Genomic DNA, 19,519 nt, shown 5'->3' with positions numbered 1-19,519 from the left:
ACCCTAGAGCCGGGCTGGTCCGGCCCGCGGGCGAGGGCGCAGCTTCTGCCGGGTCACCGTGATCTTGTGACGGGTCGCGCGGATCTTGGGACGGGTCAGCGAGATCTGGGGACGGGTCACGTGGGGGTGTGGATCACTGTGTCCGCTCGCGCGCGGGTGTGCTCCTCGGCGAAGTGGTGCTGCTCGTCCGCCCGCCACTGGGGGAGGTGGGCGGCGAGGTCGGCGCCGTCGCGGGCCAGCGTCCGAGCGATCCGGACCTCCTCCGGGGCGTCGACCCAGACGAGGGTCGTGACCAGGTGGGCGTGGCGGCGCAGGCCGGCGCCGACGCCCTCGAGCACCAGCAGGGGAGTGGGGGCGACCTCGACCTCCTCCGCGAACTCGCCGGCGTGCCAGTCGTAGCGCCGGTAGCGGCCCGTCTCGCCACGAGCCAGCGGCGTCAGCAGCGGATCCAGGCGGACGCCGAGCCCCGGGAGCCCGCGCCACCCGTCCAACAGCTCGTCCGTGTGTACGACGCGTACGGGCGCCAGCGCGGGCGCCACGTCTGCCACCGCCGCCATGACCTCCTCGGCGAGCGTGGTCTTCCCCGAGCCCGACGGCCCGTCGATCGCGAGCAACCGGCCACCGCCCAACCGGGCCTCTCCGGCGACGAGCATCGCCAGGACCCGCCGGGCCGCCCCCGACACCGAGGCAGCAGCCACGCTCAGAACGCCTGCCCGTGCCCGCGATAGGTCGCGACGGTCTCGACGATCCGGTCACCGGCCAGCAGGTGCACCTGCGACACGTGCTCGAAGACCTCGCCGGACTTCGCGTGCCGGAACCACACCAGGTCCCCGATCCGCAGCGCGGAGGCGGGATCGCCGGTGAGCGGCGTCTGCACCTCGCCCGCGCCCTCCAGCGGCGTCAGGGACAGCCCGGGCGGCGCCCAGGGCGTCGGCAGCCGGTCGTCGCCCGCGGGTCCGGAGGCGATCAGCCCGCCGCCGAAGACCGTGGCCACGTGCGGGCTGGGACGGCGCACGACAGGAAGCCCGAAGAAGGAGGCCGGCACGGGCGTGAACGACTCGTAGTGGTCGAAGAGCGTGGGCACGAGCAGCCCCGATCCCGCGGCGATCTCGGTGACGACCGGGTCGGCCGCCGTCGTCTCGACCGACCCCGAGCCACCGCCGTTCCAGAACTCCAGGTCGACCAGTGCGGACAGTCCCTCGGCGACCTGCGCTCGGCGCTCGGCCAGCTGGCGCACCGAGGCGCTCTTGATCCGACGCACCACCAGCGAGCGGGCGCGGGCCGACGGCACCTGGTCGGGCACCCCTGCCACCTGGCCCTCGTAGGTCATCACGCCGACCAGCCGGAAGCCTCCGCGATCCAGCACCGACCGGGCGAGCTCGACAGCCGGGCCGACTGACTGCAGCGGGGAGCGCTTCGGGCCGACGTGCTGGCCGGCGACGAGCAGTCCCGCGTCGATGTCGAGCGCGACCCGCACGGGGACGGCCCGCGAGGAGCGCACGCTGTCGACCACGTCGAGGTGGGCCACGTCGTCGATCATCAGCGTGATCACGCCCGCGGCGGCCGGCGAGGCGACCAGCCGGGCCAGCGCCCCACGGTCCACGGTCGGGTAGGCGACCACGATGTCGTCACTGATCCCCTGCTCGTGCAGCCACAGCGCCTCGCGCAGGGTGTAGGCGAGGATCCCGGAGAAGCCGTCGCGCGCGAGCACCCGGCTCAGCAGTGCGGGGATCCGCACCGACTTCGACGCCACCCGGATCGGCTTGCCGCCCGCCCGCCTGACCAGATCGGCCGCGTTGGCGTCGAAGGCGTCGAGGTCCACGACCATCGTCGGGGTGGAGGCAGGCTCGGCCAGGGCCCCCACGGCCCGGTCCAGCCGTCGCCCGAGCCGGTTGCGTTCGACCAGCGAGTCACTCACGGCCGGCTCAGTTGATCCCGCGCTTGCGGAGCAGCGCCTCGATGTCGGCCAGGTCGTCGTCGATGGCGGGCTCGCCGCGTCCCGCCGGAGCCGGTGGGACGGCGCGGCGCTCGGCCGCGCCGGGCACCTGACCCGGGGCCGCCTGCCCCCCGGCCGCAGCACCGCGCGGCGTCACGCCGTACCCGCGCTCGCGCAGGATGCCGGAGACCACGAAGAGGACGACCGAGAGCCCGGCCAGGGAGATGCCCAGCCACACGACGGGGGAGAGCACCAGGCCGGTGGCCCAGTCGCCGACGGCGAGGCCGACGTCGCCGATCAGTTCCAGGGTGTCGGTGAGGAAGGCCGCCGGAGCCAGCAGCGTGAGCCCGGCGCCGCGCAGGGCTGACGCGACGCCGCGGTGTCGCCACGCATAGACGGTCCAGGCCGCGCCGAGCGCGGTGAGCACAGCTGCCAGGGCGAGCCACGTTGCGTCATCCACCCCTCAAGCCTTGCACAGCGACGTCAAGGGGATGGGACAATGAGGTTCATGTCCGCACCCGACCGTTTCGCCGGCACCTCCATCCCCGATCCGGGCTTCGCCGGGGACAGCGGCGAGGCCGCGCCGGAGGTCGTGACCGCCCTCGCGGACTATGCCGCGGGGCGCGCTCGCTTCGCGGACACCCTGGCCGCCGTCCAGGACAGCCGGGTGCTCGTCCCGGTCGTGGCGCTGCTCGGCGAGGTGGAGTACGACGAGGCGGGCCTGGCGCACGACAAGTCGAGTGACATGGCCGCCGTGCTGATGACCGGGCGCGACGGCCGGCTGGCGCTGTTGGCGTTCACCGGCACGGCCTCGCTGCAGGCCTGGAACCCCGAGGCCCGGCCGGTCCCGGTCACCCTGCGCGTGGCGGCGCAGTCCGCGCTGCAGGACCAGGCGGCCGCCCTGGTCGTCGACATCGCGGGGCCGGTCACCTTCGTGGTGGAGGGGGAGGACCTCGTGTCGCTCGCCGCCGGCTGGACGCTGGCCCGGGTGGGCGAGGGCTACGGCTGGATTGGTGCCCCGGGGGAATGATCGGCTAGCATCGGGTGTTGACCGATCAGTTCCGCTGCGTCCGCACTCGTGTGGGCTCGACGGAGCCGATCCACAAGCGGAGGCTCAGCACGATTCGCCTCCCACCCGCACCGACCGCCGCAGGCTCTCGAGTTCGCTCGAGAAGTTCACTCAAGGGCAGGCACAGGTCGTCGGGTCCGGTCCCGAGGAAAGTGTGGCACGGCACCAGATTCCGCCGTGGTTCGATTTCCTCGTAGGTACGTGCCCTGCAGCTGCGGGGGACGTGTCGCGACTGGCTTCCGCTTGCACCAGCGGAAGCCTTTTCTGTTTTCCAGAGCAGGTTGCCGGACACGTTTCTTCCAGGAGGACACATCAGCACCGAGCTCCGCATCAACGACCGGATCCGGGTTTCCGAGGTCCGTCTCGTTGGACCCAATGGCGAGACCGTCGGCATCGTCCCGACGGCTGACGCGCTTCGGCTTGCGCAGGAGGCCGACCTCGACCTGGTCGAGGTCGCCCCGACGGCGCGTCCCCCCGTCTGCAAGCTCATGGACTACGGGAAGTTCAAGTACGAGAACGCCCAGAAGGCCCGTGAGGCTCGGCGGAACCAGACGAACGTCATCATCAAGGAGATGAAGCTTCGTCCCAAGATCGACGCGCACGACTACGAGACCAAGAAGGGTCACGTCGTGCGGTTCCTGCGAGCCGGGGACAAGGTCAAGATCACGATCATGTTCCGCGGTCGCGAGCAGCACCGCCCCGAGCTGGGCTTCCGTCTGCTGCAGAAGCTGGCCGAGGACGTGACCGAGCTCGGGTTCGTGGAGTCCTCGCCCAAGCAGGACGGCCGCAACATGGTCATGGTGCTTGGCCCGCACAAGAAGAAGGCCGAGGCCAAGGTCGACATCGAGGCCGAGAAGCAGACCAAGATCGCGGAGCGGGCGGCGGCCGAGGCCGACGAGCGCGCCGAGCGTGACGCGGCGCACGCCGCCGGGCCCGTGGCCAAGAAGAAGGAGCGAGGCCGCTCCGAGAATCTCGACCCCGAGATCGAGGCCTGAGCCCCCGAGGGGCGACACCAGCTTCACCACGCAGGTCGCAGCGATGCGGCCCGACCAGATAAGAGAGCGAAAGAGATGCCGAAGAACAAGACGCACTCCGGTGCCAAGAAGCGCTTCCGGGTGACCGGTTCGGGCAAGATCCTGCGGGAGAAGGCCGGCAAGCGACACAACCTCGAGAAGAAGGCCTCGAAGGTCACGCGACGGATGACCGGCACGGTCGAGCTCGCCAAGGCCGACCGCGGCAAGGCCAAGAAGCTTCTCGGGCTCTGAGCCCTCTCGTTCCCCGGATGCTCTGGCCGACGCCGAGCATCACCCCGAATTTTTTGCTGAGCAAGGAGTAAGACAGTGGCACGCGTCAAGCGGGCGGTAAACGCCCACAAGAAGCGCCGGGTAATCCTCGAGCGGGCCAGCGGCTACCGCGGACAGCGTTCGCGCCTGTACCGCAAGGCCAAGGAGCAGGTCACCCACTCGCTGGTCTACAGCTACAACGACCGCCGCAAGAAGAAGGGCGAGTTCCGCAAGCTCTGGATCCAGCGCATCAACGCCGCGTCCCGTGCGAACGGCCTGACCTACAACCGCCTCATCCAGGGCCTGAACCTGGCCGGCATCGAGGTCGACCGCAAGATCATGGCCGACCTGGCTGTCAACGACATGCCTGCGTTCGTCGCCCTCGTCGAGGCCGCCAAGGCCGCGCTGCCCGAGGACGTCAACGCTCCCAAGGTCGAGGCCTCGGCCTGATCTCAGCCGCGCTTCGGCGCGCCTGAGGCAAGCCTGACGACGTGGCGAGCTTCCGCACCGACCCGACCCCGGTCTCCGGGGTGCCGCTGACCAGCGGCAACACCCGGGTCAAGAACGCGCGGAAGCTCGCCCGTCGTGCATTTCGAGGCGAGGAGCGACTCTTCCTCGCCGACGGCCCCAAGGCTCTCGAGGGCGCACTGGGTGTCCCCGGTTGCGTGCTCGAGGTGTTCGCCACCCCCGCCGCGCTCGAGCAGTACGGCGCGCAGCTGGCCGCTCGCGCTTCGGAGGAGCCGCGCTGGACCCTCGTCGACGACAAGGCGCTGGCCTCGCTCAGCGACTCCGTGACGCCGCAGGGCGTGGTGGGCGTGTGCCGGTACGTCGACCGGCCGCTGGCCCACGTCCTCGACCCGGCCCCCCGCCTGATGGCGATCTGCGCCGACGTGCGCGATCCGGGCAACGCGGGGACCGTGATCCGCTGTGCGGACGCGGCCGGCGCGGGCGCCGTCGTACTCGCCGGCCACAGCGTCGACGCCTACAACCCCAAGACCGTGCGCGCCACCGTCGGCAGCCTGTTCCACCTTCCGCTCGCCACCGAGCCGGACACCGCCGCGGCCGTCCGCGCCGCCCAGGCCGCCGGCCTGCAGGTCCTGGCCGCCGACGGCGCGGGGGAGGTGGACCTCGACGAGGCCGCCGACTCCGGTCTGCTGAGCGCCCCGACCGCGTGGCTGTTCGGCAACGAGGCGTGGGGGCTCCCCGACGAGCTCGCCCAGCTGGCCGACCGCCGGGTCCGGATCCCGATCCACGGGCGCGCCGAGAGCCTGAACCTCTCCACGGCCGCGGCGATCTGCCTCTACGCCTCCGCCCGGGCCCAACGCTCCCCAGCCCCTCCTTCTCAGGTGCAGCGCTGAGGGTGGACGACCTCGACCTGCTCCCCGACGGGGCCGTGATCTCCGACGGCGCCGGGGTCGTGCTCGCCGTCAACGATGTCGCCGCCCGGATGCTGGGCCGCCCTGCGGATGAGCTCGTGGGACTTCGGCTGCCCGAGGTCCTGACCCTGCAGGACCAGGACGGGCGCGACTGGTGCGGGTCCAACCATCCGTTCGTCGGCCTGCGGACCCGCACCGGCGTGCCCGAGCAGTCCTGGCTGCTGCCCTCCGGCGTCGAGGTGCTGGTCGCCGCCCGCATCCATCGAGAGCCGGCCGGCGCGATCAGCCGGGTCGCCATCAGCATCCGCTCGGGCCGCGGCCGAGCACGCCTGGACCGGGAGCGCTCGGATCTCGTGGCGACGGTGGCCCACGAGCTGCGTTCCCCGCTCACCGGGGTCAAGGGCTTCGTGCAGGCCATCCTCAACCGCTGGGACAAACTCACCGACGCCCAGAAGAAGCTGATGCTCACCACCGTCAACGCCGACGCCGACCGGCTCAGCCGGCTGATCGCCGAGCTCCTCGACGTGGCCCGCATCGACACCGGCCGGCTCTCGCTCTACCCCCGTCCCTGTGACGCCGAGGTGCTCAGCCGCAGGGTCGTGGAGTCCGTCGGCGCGGGGACCTCCCGTGCGATCGAGCTGGCGGTGGCCGGCGGGCTGCCGGAGATCACGGCCGACCCCGACAAGTTCACCCAGGTGCTCACCAACCTCGTCGAGAACGCCGTGCGGCACGGCAGCGGGACGGTGCGCGTGTCGTTGAGCGCGCTGCCGGCAGACGCCGAGTTCCCCGGAGTCGGTGTCACCGTCGACGACGAGGGGGAGGGGATCCCCGAGGAGATGCGCCAGCGCGTCTTCACGAAGTTCTGGAAGCACGGGGAGCGCGGCGGGTCGGGACTCGGCCTCTACCTCGTGGTCGGCCTGGCGCGGGCGCACGGCGGCCGGGTCGCGATCTCGGACTCGCCCGCGGGAGGGGCCCGCGTGTGCGTGTCCTGGCCCGCGGAGGACCGCCGCCAGGAGTGACCCTCGCGATGGCGACCGAGAGTGGCCGCCAACCGGTTGGCGGCCCGTGACGCCGACTTCCTAGACTGAGCGCAGTTCACCCCTCCCGCCGGAAAGGCAACCATGTCGGGCCCCAACACCGATTACGACCCCGTCGAGGTCACGCCGCTGCGTGCCGACGAGGTCGAGGCCGCACGCGACGCGGCGCTGAGCGCCATCGCGGCGGCCACCGACCTCGCCGAGCTCAAGGAGGCCCGCCTCGAGCACGCGGGCGACCGCTCCGCGCTGGCGCTGGCCAACCGGGAGATCGGGGCCCTCCCTCCCCAGGCCCGCAAGGAGGCCGGCCAGCGCGTCGGCCAGGCGCGCGGCGCGGTCAACAAGGCCCTGGCGCAGCGTCAGGCCGTGCTCGAGGCCGAGCACGAGGAGCGGATGCTGGTCGAGGAGACCGTCGACGTCACGCTGCCCACCGCACGCCGTACCCGCGGCGCGCGACACCCGATCACCACGCTCTCGGAGCGGATCGCGGACATCTTCGTGGCGATGGGGTGGGAGATCGCCGAGGGGCCGCAGGTCGAGGCCGAGTGGCTGAACTTCGACGCGCTCAACCTCGGGCCCGACCACCCGGCGCGCACCATGCAGGACACCTTCTGGCTGGAGCCGGCCACCGCCGCGCTGGTGCTGCGCACGCACACCTCGCCGGTGCAGGCCCGCACGATGCTGACCCGCGAGCCCCCTATCTACATCGCCTGCCCCGGGCGGGTCTACCGCACCGACGAGGTCGACGCGACGCACTCCCCGGTGTTCCACCAGGTGGAGGGTCTCGTCATCGACGAGGGCATCACGATGGCTCACCTCAAGGGCTCGCTCGACCACCTGACCACCGCGCTGTTCGGCGACGGGATCACCACCCGCTTCCGCCCGTCGTACTTCCCCTTCACCGAGCCGTCGGCCGAGATGGACCTGGTCTGCTTCGTGTGCCGTGGCAGCGGTCTCGACGAGGCGGGCGCCGACACCTGTCGCACCTGCCGCGGCGAGGGCTGGATCGAGCTGGGCGGCTGCGGCGTCGTCAACCCGCGGGTCCTCGTGGCCTGCGGCGTCGACCCCGACCGCTACACCGGCTTCGCGTTCGGGTTCGGCATCGACCGCGCCCTGATGTTCCGCCACGGCGTCGAGGACCTGCGCGACGTGTTCGAGGGTGACGTCCGGTTCACCCAGCCCTTCGGAGTGGAGATCTGATGCGCGCCCCCGTCTCGTGGATCCGCGAGTACGTCGACCTGCCGGTCGACCTGTCCACCGAGGAGCTGGCGCGCAAGCTCACCATGCTCGGCCTCAAGCTCGAGGCGCTCGTCGCCCCCGGCGACGCGATCACCGGCCCGCTGGTGGTCGGCCGCGTGCTGACGCTCGAGAAGGAGCCGCAGAAGAACGGCAAGACCATCAACTGGTGCACCGTCGACGTCGGTGACGCCAACGGCACCGGCGAGCCCCAGGGCATCGTCTGCGGAGCGCACAACTTCGTGGTCGGCGACCTTGTGGTCGTGGTGCTGCCCGGCGCCGTGCTGCCCGGCGGCTTCGCCATCGGCGCGCGCAAGACCTACGGCCACCTCTCCGCGGGCATGATCTGCTCCGCGGCCGAGCTCGGGCTGCCGGCCGACGCGCTCGGCTCGGGCGAGGGCATCATCGTGCTGCCCGAGGACGCGAGGGAGCCGGGCGAGGACGCCTTCGGCCTGCTCGGCCTCGACGACGCCGTCATCGAGTTCGAGATCAACCCCGACCGCGCCTACGCGCTGTCGCTGCGCGGGATCGCCCGCGAGGCCGCGCTCGGCTTCGGTGCGCCGTACACCGACCCGGCGCAGCGCGAGGTCCCGGCCGCCAACGACTCCGGTCACCCGGTCGTCGTCGACGACGCCGTCGCCTGCCCGGTCTTCGTGACCCGCCAGGTCAGCGGCTTCGACCCGGCCGCGCCGACCCCGGACTGGATGGCCACGCGCCTGACCCAGGCGGGCATGCGCCCGATCTCGCTGGGTGTCGACGTCACCAACTACGTGATGCTCGAGCTCGGCCAGCCGATCCACGGCTACGACCGCGCCAAGCTGTCCGGCGCGATCCGGGTCCGCCGTGCGAGCGACGGCGAGCAGCTGACGACGCTCGACGGCGTACGGCGCAAGCTGAGCCCCGAGGACATCCTGATCACCGACGATTCCGGGCCGATCGGCCTGGCCGGCGTGATGGGCGGCGAGGAGACCGAGCTCTCCGAGACCACCACCGAGGTGCTGATCGAGGCCGCGTGCTTCGACCCCGTCTCGATCTTCCGCACCCAGCGTCGTCACAAGCTGCCCTCGGAGGCCTCCAAGCGCTTCGAGCGCGGTGTCGACCCCGAGCTGGCGGCGTACGCCGCGGACCGGGTCGCCACGCTGCTCGTCGAGCACGGCGGCGGCACCCTCGACGAGGGCGTCACGGTCGTCGGCGAGGCGCCGGCGCGCCGTACCGTCTCGATGGCGCTGGACCTGCCCGCCCGGATCACCGGCATGGACATCGCGGCCGAGACCACGGTCGCGCACCTCGAGGCCGTCGGCTGCGACGTCACCGTCGACGGTGACTCGCTGACCGCGGTCGTGCCGTCATGGCGCCCCGACATCAGCGAGCCCTTCGACCTCGTCGAGGAGGTGGCGCGGATCGTCGGCTACGACCAGGTGCCGTCGGTGCTGCCCCCGGCCCCGCCCGGGCGCGGCCTGACGACCGAGCAGCGGCTGCGTCGCCGGGTCGGGCTGGTGCTCGCGGGCGCCGGCTTCAGCGAGGTGATCAGCTATCCCTTCGTCGGGGACGCCGACTGGGCCCGGCTCGGTCTGCCCGAGGCGGACCCGCGTCGCCAGGCGATGCGGATCGCCAACCCGCTGTCCTCGGAGGAGCCCGCGCTGGCCACCAGCCTGCTGCCGGGTGTCCTGGACGCCCTGGGTCGCAACGTGGGGCGCGGCATCGCCGACGTCGCCCTGTTCGAGACCTCGCTGGTGTTCCTGCCGACCGGCACCGAGGCCGCACCGATCCTCCCGGTCGACCGGCGACCCTCGGAGGAGGAGTGGGCGGCCATCCAGAAGGCCGTCCCGCACCAGCCGATGCACCTCGCGGTCGCGCTGACCGGTGAGCGGGAGACCGCGGGCTGGTGGGGCGAGGGGCGCGCCGCCGCGTGGTCCGACGCCGTCGACGCCGTGCGCGACGTCGCTGCCGCACTGGGGGTCGAGATCGAGGTCCGGGCCGCCGCGGTCGCACCGTGGCACCCGGGTCGCTGCGCCGAGATCCTGCTCGGCGACGTCGTCCTCGGCCATGCCGGCGAGCTGCACCCCACCGTGTGCAAGGCCTACGGTCTGCCCGCCCGCTCGGCGGCCGCCGAGGTCGACCTCGAGGCGCTGGTGCAGCACGCCGTCACGATCACGCCGGCGCCGCGCTTCTCGTCGTACCCCGTGGCCAAGGAGGACGTCGCCCTGATCGTCGACGCCTCCGTCCCCGCCGCGGCCGTCGAGGCCGCCCTGCGCGAGGGGGCCGGTGAGCTCCTGGAGTCGATCCGGCTCTTCGACGTCTACACCGGGGACCAGGTCGAGGAGGGCCGCAAGTCCCTCGCCTTCGCCCTGCGCTTCCGCGCTGCCGACCGCACCCTCAAGGAGGGTGAGGCCGGCGCCGCGCGGGAGGCAGCCGTGGCCCGCGCCGTCGAGCAGACCGGCGCCACCCAGCGCTGAGGGGCTGTCGGTTTCCCCGGTCAGCCGGGGATCGCTGAACTTGTCGGGCGAAGTTACGCCCGACAAGTTCAGCGGTTGCCTGTCCCGTGGGACGGGAAGAGGCTTGTGAGGTACGGATGCGTGGTCGTGGCTCCGCGGAGGCTGTCGTACGACCGCTTCCTGAGGCCGAGCCGAGGGCCACCCGTTCGCGCGAGACCGCTCACGCATAGGTACGGCGGGGGTGACGGGTCGGTGCGCATCCGCGCCGACTCGACTCGGCGCTCCCACGGCGTGCGCTTGCGCCGACTCGGGCGTCGTACGACGTGCGCTTGCGCCGACTCGGGGCCCGTGACGTGTGCGTTTGCACCGACCCGCGGTTTGGGGGCCGGGCTCGGGGGAACCGTACTTATGCAATCCGCTGCGTGAAAAGATGCAGAGCAGTGTATAGTCATGCACATGTCTTCGCCTCAGATCTCCGTCGCCGTCGCCGGTGCCTCCGGATATGCAGGGGGTGAGGTCCTGCGTCTGCTGCTGGGCCACCCCGGCGTCTCCATCGGCGCGCTGACCGGCGGCTCCAACGCGGGGGAGCGGCTCGGCGCCCTCCAGCCCCACCTCGTGCCGCTCGCCGACCGCGTGCTGGAGCCGACGAACCCCGACACCCTCGGCGGCCACGACGTCGTCTTCCTCGGGCTTCCGCACGGCCAGTCGGCCGAGATCGCCAACGCGCTCGGCGACGACGTGGTCGTCATCGACTGCGGCGCGGACTTCCGCCTCGAGGACCCCGCCCTGTGGGAGCGGTTCTACGGCGGCACCCACGCCGGCGCCTGGCCCTACGGGATGCCCGAGCTGCCCGGCCAGCGCGAGCAGCTGCGCGGCGCGCGGCGCATCGCCGTGCCCGGCTGCTACCCCACCGTCTCGACGCTCACCGCCGCTCCGGCCGTGGCCAACGGCCTGGTCGACCCCGACATCGTGGTCGTCGCGGCGAGCGGCACGTCGGGAGCCGGCAAGGCAGCCAAGCCCCACCTGCTGGGCAGCGAGATCATGGGCAACGCCAGCGCGTACGGCGTGGGCGGGGTGCACCGGCACACGCCGGAGATCATCCAGAACCTCGGCCGCGTGACCGACGCCGACGTGCGGGTCAGCTTCACGCCGCTGCTGGTGCCGATGCCGCGCGGCATCCTCGCGACCGTCTCCGCCCCCGTCCGTCCGGGCGTCACCGCCGAGTCGGCGTACGACGTGTATGCCGCGGCCTATGCGGACGAGCCGTTCGTGCACGTCCTCCCGGCCGGGCAGTGGCCGCAGACGAAGTCCGTCACCGGATCCAACGCGATCCACCTCCAGGTGACCGTCGACGAGTCCGCCGGGCGCCTGGTCGCCGTCGGCGTGGTCGACAACCTGGCGAAGGGCACCGGCGGCGCCGCCGTCCAGTGCATGAACCTCGCCCTCGGCCTCGACGAGACCCAGGGCCTGACGACAGTAGGGATGGCACCGTGAGCGAGCCCACCGAGACCAGCCCCGAGAGTGCTGAGAACTTCGAGAGCCCCGAGGGCTCCGAGGAGATCGAAGCTCCCGAGGCAGAGGCCCCCACCGGGCCGACCTTCACGCTGCAGCAGTTCCCCGAGAAGCTCGCGGTCATCAAGCTGCCCGCCGGTGCGGAGATCCCCACCTGGGCCGAGTCCGCGTCGCTCTTCTCGATCACGGCCACGGCCACCGAGACCTCGCTGATCTGCGCCGGGCGCGACGTGCCGGCCAAGGTGCCGGCCTACAAGGGCCTGACCGCCTTCGCGGTGCAGGGCCCTCTCGACCCGGAGCTGATCGGGGTGCTCAGCTCGCTGCTCGCGCCGCTGGCCGAGGCGGAGATCCCGGTCTTCGCGCTCTCGACCTTCGACACCGACTGGATCCTGGTGCCCGCCCCGAAGGCGGAGCAGGCGACCGAGGCCTGGCGACGACGAGGCCACACCGTCGCCGTCGCCGTCCCCGTCGTACCGCCGAAGAAGACGCAGTCCAAGAGCTCCCGCGCCGAGAAGTCCGAGGCGCGGAAGAAGGGCCCGTCGTCCGAGGCGTCCACCGGAAAGAAGAAGCCCAAGAAATGAGCGTCACCGCACCCGCCGGGTTCACCGCTGCCGGCGTCGCCGCCGGCCTGAAGTCGACCGGCGCCAAGGACCTGGCCCTGGTCGTCAACCAGGGCCCCGCCTACGACTCGGCCACCGTCTTCACGAGCAACCGCTGCAAGGCCAACCCCATCCTGTGGAGCCAGGAGGTCGTCAAGGACGGCGTCGTGCGCGCTGTCGTCCTGAACTCCGGCGGCGCCAACTGCTACACCGGCGCCGAGGGGTTCCAGACCACCCACGCGGTCGCCGAGCAGGTCGCGACGAAGCTGGGGATCGGCGCCATCGACGTCGTCGTCTGCTCCACCGGCCTGATCGGCCTGGCCAACCCCCGCCAGAACCTGCTGGACGGCGTCGACGCCGCCCACGCCGCCCTGAGCGCCGACGGCGGCACCCAGGCGGCCGAGGCCATCATGACCACCGACTCGGTGAGCAAGCAGACGGTCGTCGAGGGCGCCGGCTGGAGCATCGGCGGGATGGCGAAGGGCGCGGGCATGCTCGCGCCCCAGCTCGCCACCATGCTCGTCGTCCTCACCACGGACGCCGTGGTGCCCGCGGCGGACCTGGACCGTGCCCTGCGCGCGGCGACCCGGGTCAGCTTCGACCGCCTCGACTCCGACGGCTGCATGTCCACCAACGACACCGTCACGGTGATGGCCAGCGGCGCGAGCGGGATCACGCCGCCCCTCGAGGACTTCACCGACGCCCTCACCCAGGCCTGCACCGACCTAGCGATGCAGTTGCTCAAGGACGCCGAGGGCGCCGACCACGAGATCGCCATCACGGTCCTCAACGCGGCCACCGAGGACGAGGCTGTCGAGGCCGCCCGCAGCGTCGCCCGCAGCAACCTCTTCAAGGCCGCCGTCTTCGGCAAGGACCCCAACTGGGGACGGGTGCTGGCGAGCCTCGGCACCACGCAGGCGGCCTTCGACCCCGCGGACCTCGACGTCGCGATGAACGGCGTGTGGGTCTGCCGCAACTCCACGCCCCACGCGGACCCCTCGGAGGTCTCGCTCGAGGCGCGAGAGGTCACCGTCACGATCGACCTCAAGGCCGGATCCGAGCGGGCGACCGTCTGGACCAGCGACCTCACCCATGCCTATGTCCACGAGAACAGCGCGTACAGCTCATGAGCGACCACAACACCAAGCCCGCGCCCGACCCCAAGAAGGCCGCCACGCTGGCCGCGGCCCTCCCGTGGCTGAAGAAGTACAACGGCAAGATCATCGTCATCAAGTACGGCGGCAACGCGATGACCGACGAGCGCCTCAAGCGGGCGTTCGCCGAGGACATCGCCTTCCTGCGCTTCGCCGGCTTCAAGCCGGTGGTCGTCCACGGCGGCGGCCCCCAGATCTCCGCGATGCTGGACCGGCTCGGCATCGAGTCGGAGTTCAAGGGCGGACTGCGCGTCACCACCCCCGAGGCGATGGACGTCGTCCGGATGGTGCTGGTCGGCCAGGTCCAGCGCGAGCTCGTCGGCCTGGTCAACGACCACGGCCCGCTGGCCGTCGGGCTCTCCGGTGAGGATGCCGGCCTGTTCACTGCGGTCGCCGCCAGCACGGTGGTCGACGGCGAGGAGGTCGACCTCGGCCTGGTGGGCGAGGTCACCAAGGTGCGCCCCGAGGCCGTGCTCGACCTGGTCGAGGCCGGTCGCATCCCGGTGATCTCCAGCGTTGCGCCCGACGTCGAGGGCGTCGTGCACAACGTCAACGCCGACACCGCGGCCGCGGCACTGGCCGTCGCGCTGGGCGCCGAGAAGCTGCTGGTGCTCACCGACGTCGAGGGCCTCTACCGCGACTGGCCGCACAGCGACGACCTGGTCGGCGAGATCAGCCCCGAGGCACTCGCCGAGATGATGCCGCGGCTCGCCAGCGGGATGGTGCCCAAGATGGGCGCCTGCCTGAGCGCGGTCACCAACGGCGTCCCGCGCGCCACCGTCGTCGACGGCCGCGAGGAGCACGCCGTGCTCCTCGAGCTCTTCACCGACGAGGGCATCGGCACCCAGGTGCTGCCCGGCGTCGAGACCAAGATCCGCAAGGCGAAGGAAGCACCGGCATGAGTGACTGGAAGGCCCGCTACGCCGGGTCCCTGATGAACACCTTCGGGCCGCCCAAGCTCGTGCTGAGCCGGGGCGAGGGCGCCCGGGTGTGGGACGAGGACGGCAAGGAGTACGTCGACCTGCTCGGCGGCATCGCCGTGAACTCCCTGGGCCACGCCCACCCGGCACTCGTCGAGGCGGTCACCGGACAGCTGGGGACGCTCGGCCACATCTCGAACTTCTTCGCCAGCGCGCCCCAGATCGAGCTGGCCGAGCGGCTGCTCGCGCTGCTCGGCGCCGAGGGCCGGGTCTTCCTGGCCAACTCCGGCACCGAGGCCAACGAGGCCGGGTTCAAGCTCACCCGGCGCACCGGTCGCACCCACATCGTGGCCATGGAGGGTGGCTTCCACGGACGCACCATGGGCGCGCTCGCGCTGACCTCGAAGGCCGCCTACCGCGAGCCGTTCGAGCCACTGCCCGGTGAGGTGACCTTCGTGCCGTACGGCGACGCCGCCGCGCTCGAGGCCGCCGTCACCGAGCAGACCGCCGCGGTCATCGTCGAGCCGATCCAGGGGGAGGCCGGCGTCGTGATCCCACCGGAGGGCTACCTGGCCGCCGCCCGCGAGATCACCGAGCGCCACGGTGCCCTGCTGTGGATCGACGAGGTGCAGACCGGCATCGGCCGCACCGGATCCTGGTTCGCGCACAGCGCCTCCGGCGTCACCGCCGACATCGTCACCGTGGCCAAGGGCCTCGGCGGCGGCATCCCGATCGGCGCCTGCATCGCCACGGGGGAGAGCGCCACGCTGCTCCAGCCCGGCAACCACGGCACGACCTTCGGCGGCAACCCCGTCGCGTCGGCAGCCGCCCTGGCGGTCATCGACACGATCGAGAAGGACGGCCTGCTCGACCACGTCGACGCCGTCGGGCAGCAGCTGCGGGCCGGTCTGGCGGACGACGATCGCGTCACCGAGGTGCGCGGTCAGGGCCTGCTGATCGGGCTGGACCTCAACGCGGCTCGCTCCGCCGAGGTCGTCGAGGCGGCCCAGCGGGCCGGCTTCATCATCAACGCCTGCACCCCGGAGCGGATCCGGCTCGCGCCGCCGCTCGTGCTCACCGTCGAGCAGGCCGACGCCTTCCTGGCCGCCTGGCCGGCGATCCTGGACGAGGCCGGCCTGTGACCCGCCACTTCCTGCGCGACGACGACCTGAGCCCCGCCGACCAGGCACGTGTCCTCGCGCTGGCTGCCGAGCTCAAGCAGGCGCCGTACGACGCGAAAGCGCTGGCCGGACCCAAGAGCGTCGCCCTCATCTTCGACAAGCAGACGCTGCGCACGCAGTCGTCGTTCTCGGCCGGGGTGGCGGAGCTCGGGGGCTTCCCCATGGCCATCGACGGACGCCTCGCGGCGATCGGCGAGCGTGAGTCGATCGCCGACGTCGCCCGCGTGCTGGGGCGCCAGGCCAGCGTGATCGTGTGGCGCACCTACGAGCAGGCCAAGCTCGAGGAGATGGCGCACTGGGCGGGGGTGCCGGTCGTCAACGCGCTGACCGACGAGTTCCACCCCTGCCAGCTCCTCGCCGACCTGCAGACCGTGATCGAGCGCCGCGGGCCGCTGGCCGGCCAGACCGCGGCCTTCCTGGGCGACGGTGCCTGCAACGTCGCGCACTCGTGGCTGCTCGCCGGTGCCACCGCCGGCATGCACGTGCGGATCTCGGCGCCGACCGGCTTCGAGCCCTCGCCTGAGGTCCTCGCCCGTGCCGTCGAGATCGCGGCGACCACGGGGGGCTCGGCCACCTTCGTGGCGGACCCCGTCGAGGCGGCGACCGGCGCCGACGTGCTGATCACCGACACCTGGGTGTCGATGGGCAAGGAGTCCGAGAGCGAGTCGCGGCTGCAGGCCTTCGCGGCCTTCGCGCTGGACGCGGACAAGCTGACCCACGCCCAGCCCGACGCGGTGGTGCTGCACTGCCTGCCCGCCTATCGCGGCAAGGAGATCACCGAGGACGTCCTCGAGGGTCCCCAGAGCGCGGTGTGGGACGAGGCGGAGAACCGTCGCCACGCGCAGAAGGCGGTCCTCAGCTGGCTGATGGAGGAGGCGTGAGCGAGGACTCCGCGGTCAGCCCGATCACCAAGATCGCGCGCCAGCGTCGGATCATCGACCTGCTCGAGCAGCACGAGATCCGGTCCCAGTCGGAGCTCGCAGAGCTGCTGGCCGCCCGCGGAGTCCATGTCACCCAGGCCACGCTCAGCCGCGACCTGGTGGAGCTGGACGCCGTCAAGGTGCGGGCGCGCTCCGGAGCGCTCGTCTACGCCGTACCAGGGGAGGGCGGGGACCGCACCCCCGCCCACCTGCGCGAGACGGTGCCCGCCGGCAACCGGCTCGCCCGGCTCTGCTCGGAGCTGCTCGTCAGCGCGGAGTCGAGCGCCAACATGGTCGTGCTGCGCACCCCGCCCGGCGCCGCACAGTTCCTCGCCAGCGCGTTCGACAAGGCGGAGCTGGGCGACGTCCTCGGCACCATCGCCGGGGACGACACGCTCCTCGTGATCGGCCGCGACCCGGCCGGTGGCGAGGCGCTCGCCCGGCGCTTCCTGGCGCTGGCCAACGACCCCAAGAACCTGCCGGTCGACTGACCTCGATCGTCCACCGCACTCGACCCTGATACGAAGGACCCCGTGACCGAGAACCCTGGGACCACCAACACCGGCAAGCTGTGGGGCGGCCGGTTCGCCGGCGGGCCGAGCCCGGAGCTGGACGCGCTGTCCAAGTCCACGCACTTCGACTGGCGCCTGACCCCCTACGACCTGGCCGGGTCGCGCGCGCACGCCAACGGGCTGCACACGGCCGGCCTGCTCACTGACGCCGACCACGCCGAGCTGCTGCGCGGGCTCGACGTCCTGGGGGAGCGCTTCGCGACGGGCGAGCTGCAGCCGGATGCCAGCGACGAGGACGTCCACGGGGCGCTGGAGCGGCTCCTGGTCGAGGAGGTGGGCGTCACGGTCGGGGGGCGGCTGCGCGCAGGGCGTTCGCGCAACGACCAGATCGCCACGCTGTTCAAGGTGTTCCTGCGCGACCACGGTCGAGTCGTCGCCGGGAGGGTCCTCGACCTGGTCGAGGCCATCCAGGCCCAGGCTGCCGAGCACCACGGCGCGATCATGCCGGGGCGCACGCACCTGCAGCACGCCCAGCCGGTCCTGCTCTCGCACCACCTGCTGGCCCACGCCTGGCCGCTGCTGCGCGACGTCGAGCGCCTCAGCGACTGGGATGCCCGCGTCGCGGCGGACTCGCCGTACGGCTCGGGCGCGCTGGCCGGCGCCAGCCTCGGGATGGACCCACGCGCCGTGGCCGCGGAGCTGGGATTCACCGGCTCGACGGCGAACTCGATCGACGGCACCGCGGCGCGTGACTTCGTCGCGGAGTTCGCCTTCGTGACGGCGATGATCGGCGTGGACGTGAGCCGGCTCGCCGAGGAGGTCATCCTCTGGGCGACCCGCGAGTTCGACTTCGTCCGGCTGCACGACAGCTGGTCGACCGGCTCGAGCATCATGCCGCAGAAGAAGAACCCCGACATCGCCGAGCTCGCCCGCGGCAAGGCTGGGCGCCTCATCGGCAACCTGACCGGGCTGATGGCGACGCTCAAGGCGCTCCCGCTGGCCTACAACCGGGACCTCCAGGAGGACAAGGAGCCGGTCTTCGACTCCGTCGACACCCTGGAGGTGCTGCTCCCGGCGGTGACCGGCATGGTGCGCACCCTGACCTTCAACACCGCCCGGATGGCCGAGCTCGCCCCGCAGGGGTTCTCCCTGGCCACCGATGTCGCCGAGTGGCTGGTGCGCGAGGGCGTGCCGTTCCGGATCGCCCACGAGGTCGCGGGGGAGTGCGTACGGCGCTGCGAGGAGCTCGGCATCGAGCTGCACGAGCTCACCGACGCCCAGTTCGCGGACATCTCCGAGCACCTCACCCCGCAGGTGCGCGAGGTGCTGAGCGCCGAGGGATCCGTGTCGTCCCGCAGCGGGCGAGGCGGCACCGCGCCCGCCCGGGTCGCCGAGCAGCTCGAGGAGCTCGACGCCGTGGTCCGCAGCTGCCGTGACCGGCTCGGCTGAGCTGCTCGACCTGCTCGGCCGGACCGCCCCCGAGGTGGCGCCGGCGCTCCTCGGTGCCACGCTCACGCACGCGGGGGTGACGGTGCGACTCACCGAGGTGGAGGCCTACGGGGGCGTCGACGACCCAGGCTCGCACGGTGACCGGGGCCGTACGGCGCGCAACAGCGTGATGTTCGGACCGCCCGGCCGTCTCTACGTGTACTTCACCTACGGCATGCACCACTGCGCGAACATCGTCACCGATGCCGAAGGCGTCGGGTCCGCGGTCCTGCTGCGTGCGGGGGAGGTCGTTGACGGTGTGGACCTCGCGCGTGAACGGCGCGGCACCTCCTCGGACCGCGACCTCGCGCGGGGGCCGGCCCGCCTGTGCCAGGCGCTCGCGCTCGACCTCGGACACAACGGCGCGGCCGTGGCGCCGGGAGGGGTGGAGCTCGACCTCCGTCCGTCGGACATGGGCCTCGACGTCAGCAGCGGTCCACGCGTGGGTCTTCGACTGGCCGCGGAACGGCCCTGGAGGTACTGGCTCGCCGGCGATCCCTTTGTGTCGGTCTATCGCCCTGCGAGCCCCTCCACGAGGCCCTAGAGGGTCCAGGCGGACCCGATTTGCATGGTTGGTCGAGGTGGGTCTAATGTTCTGTTTGTCGCCGAGTGCGGCGGGGAGCAAGGCCCTGAGGGGTGCGGGCTCCCGGCCTCGGTTTGATCTTCTCTCTTGATGCTCCTGGTTGGGGCGGTCTGGTCGTGTCCTTCGGGGCGGGGTTGAGGCTGGCCCGGTTGGGGTGTGTCTGGGGGGTTGCGGTCCGGTTCGGCCCGGTTTGACCGGGGTGGGTGGATCGGGTAAGTTTCTGCAGGTTGCCCCGGCGCCTGATCGTCACCTGGATGGGTGGTGGTTGGGGTGGTGCGCGT

General features: G+C 72.1%; 20 protein-coding genes. 17 read left to right on the top strand and 3 right to left on the bottom strand.

Translation table 11 applies throughout. The features are described 5' to 3' along the window. Positions 1 to 116 precede the first annotated feature (116 nt). From ACYU7L_RS00585 to ACYU7L_RS00575, 3 genes are read right to left on the bottom strand one after another with little or no spacing between them, the layout of a single operon-like run. Positions 117 to 698, bottom strand: coding sequence for a uridine kinase family protein (locus ACYU7L_RS00585; protein ID WP_460793207.1), 582 nt, complete (start codon positions 696 to 698; stop codon positions 117 to 119). A gap of 2 nt (positions 699 to 700) precedes the next feature. After that, positions 701 to 1,918, bottom strand: coding sequence for an amino acid deaminase/aldolase (locus tag ACYU7L_RS00580; RefSeq protein ID WP_460793206.1), 1,218 nt, complete (start codon positions 1,916 to 1,918; stop codon positions 701 to 703). Positions 1,919 to 1,925: 7 nt separating this feature from the next. Further along, positions 1,926 to 2,396: a hypothetical protein gene (locus ACYU7L_RS00575; protein ID WP_460793205.1), complete on the bottom strand. Its 471-nt coding sequence runs from the start codon at positions 2,394 to 2,396 to the stop codon at positions 1,926 to 1,928. 48 nt (positions 2,397 to 2,444) lie between these two features. Here ACYU7L_RS00575 and ACYU7L_RS00570 point away from each other — a divergent pair, with 48 nt between their 5' ends. From ACYU7L_RS00570 to ACYU7L_RS00490, 17 genes are all read left to right on the top strand, one after another. Beyond that, positions 2,445 to 2,966, top strand: a complete 522-nt coding sequence (locus ACYU7L_RS00570) for an SseB family protein (protein ID WP_460793204.1) — start codon at positions 2,445 to 2,447, stop codon at positions 2,964 to 2,966. Between the two features lie 320 nt (positions 2,967 to 3,286). Continuing rightward, a complete protein-coding gene (gene infC / locus ACYU7L_RS00565; protein ID WP_460793203.1) occupies positions 3,287 to 4,000 on the top strand; it encodes a translation initiation factor IF-3 in 714 nt (237 codons plus the stop codon). Between the two features lie 75 nt (positions 4,001 to 4,075). Further along, positions 4,076 to 4,270, top strand: coding sequence for a 50S ribosomal protein L35 (gene rpmI / locus ACYU7L_RS00560; protein WP_460793202.1), 195 nt, complete (start codon positions 4,076 to 4,078; stop codon positions 4,268 to 4,270). Positions 4,271 to 4,345: 75 nt separating this feature from the next. Beyond that, a complete protein-coding gene (gene rplT, locus ACYU7L_RS00555) occupies positions 4,346 to 4,738 on the top strand; it encodes a 50S ribosomal protein L20 (RefSeq protein WP_460793201.1) in 393 nt (130 codons plus the stop codon). A 41-nt stretch (positions 4,739 to 4,779) separates the two neighbouring features. Then, complete coding sequence (locus ACYU7L_RS00550; protein ID WP_460793199.1) at positions 4,780 to 5,646, top strand: TrmH family RNA methyltransferase; 867 nt, start codon at positions 4,780 to 4,782, stop codon at positions 5,644 to 5,646. Between the two features lie 2 nt (positions 5,647 to 5,648). Beyond that, a complete protein-coding gene (locus ACYU7L_RS00545; RefSeq protein ID WP_460793197.1) occupies positions 5,649 to 6,683 on the top strand; it encodes a sensor histidine kinase in 1,035 nt (344 codons plus the stop codon). Positions 6,684 to 6,785: 102 nt separating this feature from the next. Beyond that, a complete protein-coding gene (gene pheS / locus ACYU7L_RS00540; protein ID WP_460793195.1) occupies positions 6,786 to 7,898 on the top strand; it encodes a phenylalanine--tRNA ligase subunit alpha in 1,113 nt (370 codons plus the stop codon). After that, on the top strand, positions 7,898 to 10,390 hold the full coding sequence (pheT, locus tag ACYU7L_RS00535) for a phenylalanine--tRNA ligase subunit beta (protein ID WP_460793194.1): 2,493 nt from the start codon (positions 7,898 to 7,900) through the stop codon (positions 10,388 to 10,390). The genes pheS and pheT overlap by 1 nt, the downstream gene beginning before the upstream one ends. 429 nt (positions 10,391 to 10,819) lie before the next feature. Continuing rightward, complete coding sequence (gene argC / locus ACYU7L_RS00530; RefSeq protein ID WP_460793193.1) at positions 10,820 to 11,863, top strand: N-acetyl-gamma-glutamyl-phosphate reductase; 1,044 nt, start codon at positions 10,820 to 10,822, stop codon at positions 11,861 to 11,863. Next, the gene (locus ACYU7L_RS00525) at positions 11,860 to 12,462 is read left to right on the top strand and encodes an ACT domain-containing protein (protein ID WP_460793192.1); all 603 of its coding nucleotides are present in this window, start codon (positions 11,860 to 11,862) and stop codon (positions 12,460 to 12,462) included. Before argC ends, ACYU7L_RS00525 begins: the two co-directional genes overlap by 4 nt. Further along, the gene (gene argJ / locus ACYU7L_RS00520) at positions 12,459 to 13,610 is read left to right on the top strand and encodes a bifunctional glutamate N-acetyltransferase/amino-acid acetyltransferase ArgJ (RefSeq protein ID WP_460793191.1); all 1,152 of its coding nucleotides are present in this window, start codon (positions 12,459 to 12,461) and stop codon (positions 13,608 to 13,610) included. Before ACYU7L_RS00525 ends, argJ begins: the two co-directional genes overlap by 4 nt. Then, complete coding sequence (gene argB / locus ACYU7L_RS00515; RefSeq protein ID WP_460793190.1) at positions 13,607 to 14,536, top strand: acetylglutamate kinase; 930 nt, start codon at positions 13,607 to 13,609, stop codon at positions 14,534 to 14,536. Before argJ ends, argB begins: the two co-directional genes overlap by 4 nt. Continuing rightward, a complete protein-coding gene (locus ACYU7L_RS00510; RefSeq protein WP_460793188.1) occupies positions 14,533 to 15,696 on the top strand; it encodes an acetylornithine transaminase in 1,164 nt (387 codons plus the stop codon). The genes argB and ACYU7L_RS00510 overlap by 4 nt, the downstream gene beginning before the upstream one ends. Beyond that, positions 15,693 to 16,616: an ornithine carbamoyltransferase gene (gene argF, locus ACYU7L_RS00505; protein ID WP_460793186.1), complete on the top strand. Its 924-nt coding sequence runs from the start codon at positions 15,693 to 15,695 to the stop codon at positions 16,614 to 16,616. The genes ACYU7L_RS00510 and argF overlap by 4 nt, the downstream gene beginning before the upstream one ends. Further along, complete coding sequence (locus tag ACYU7L_RS00500) at positions 16,613 to 17,146, top strand: arginine repressor (RefSeq protein WP_460793185.1); 534 nt, start codon at positions 16,613 to 16,615, stop codon at positions 17,144 to 17,146. Before argF ends, ACYU7L_RS00500 begins: the two co-directional genes overlap by 4 nt. A gap of 42 nt (positions 17,147 to 17,188) precedes the next feature. Beyond that, positions 17,189 to 18,616 carry an argininosuccinate lyase gene (argH, locus tag ACYU7L_RS00495; protein WP_460793184.1) on the top strand — a complete coding sequence of 476 codons (1,428 nt, stop codon included), beginning with the start codon at positions 17,189 to 17,191 and terminating at the stop codon, positions 18,614 to 18,616. Continuing rightward, entirely contained in the window at positions 18,600 to 19,199 is a 600-nt protein-coding gene (locus tag ACYU7L_RS00490; RefSeq protein WP_460793183.1) for a DNA-3-methyladenine glycosylase, read from the top strand. The genes argH and ACYU7L_RS00490 overlap by 17 nt, the downstream gene beginning before the upstream one ends. Positions 19,200 to 19,519 lie beyond the last annotated feature (320 nt).

This window comes from Nocardioides pacificus, from assembly GCF_054775955.1.
The sequence above is the reverse complement of the archived record's forward strand: the minus strand, read 5'-3'. Positions and strand labels throughout refer to the sequence as shown.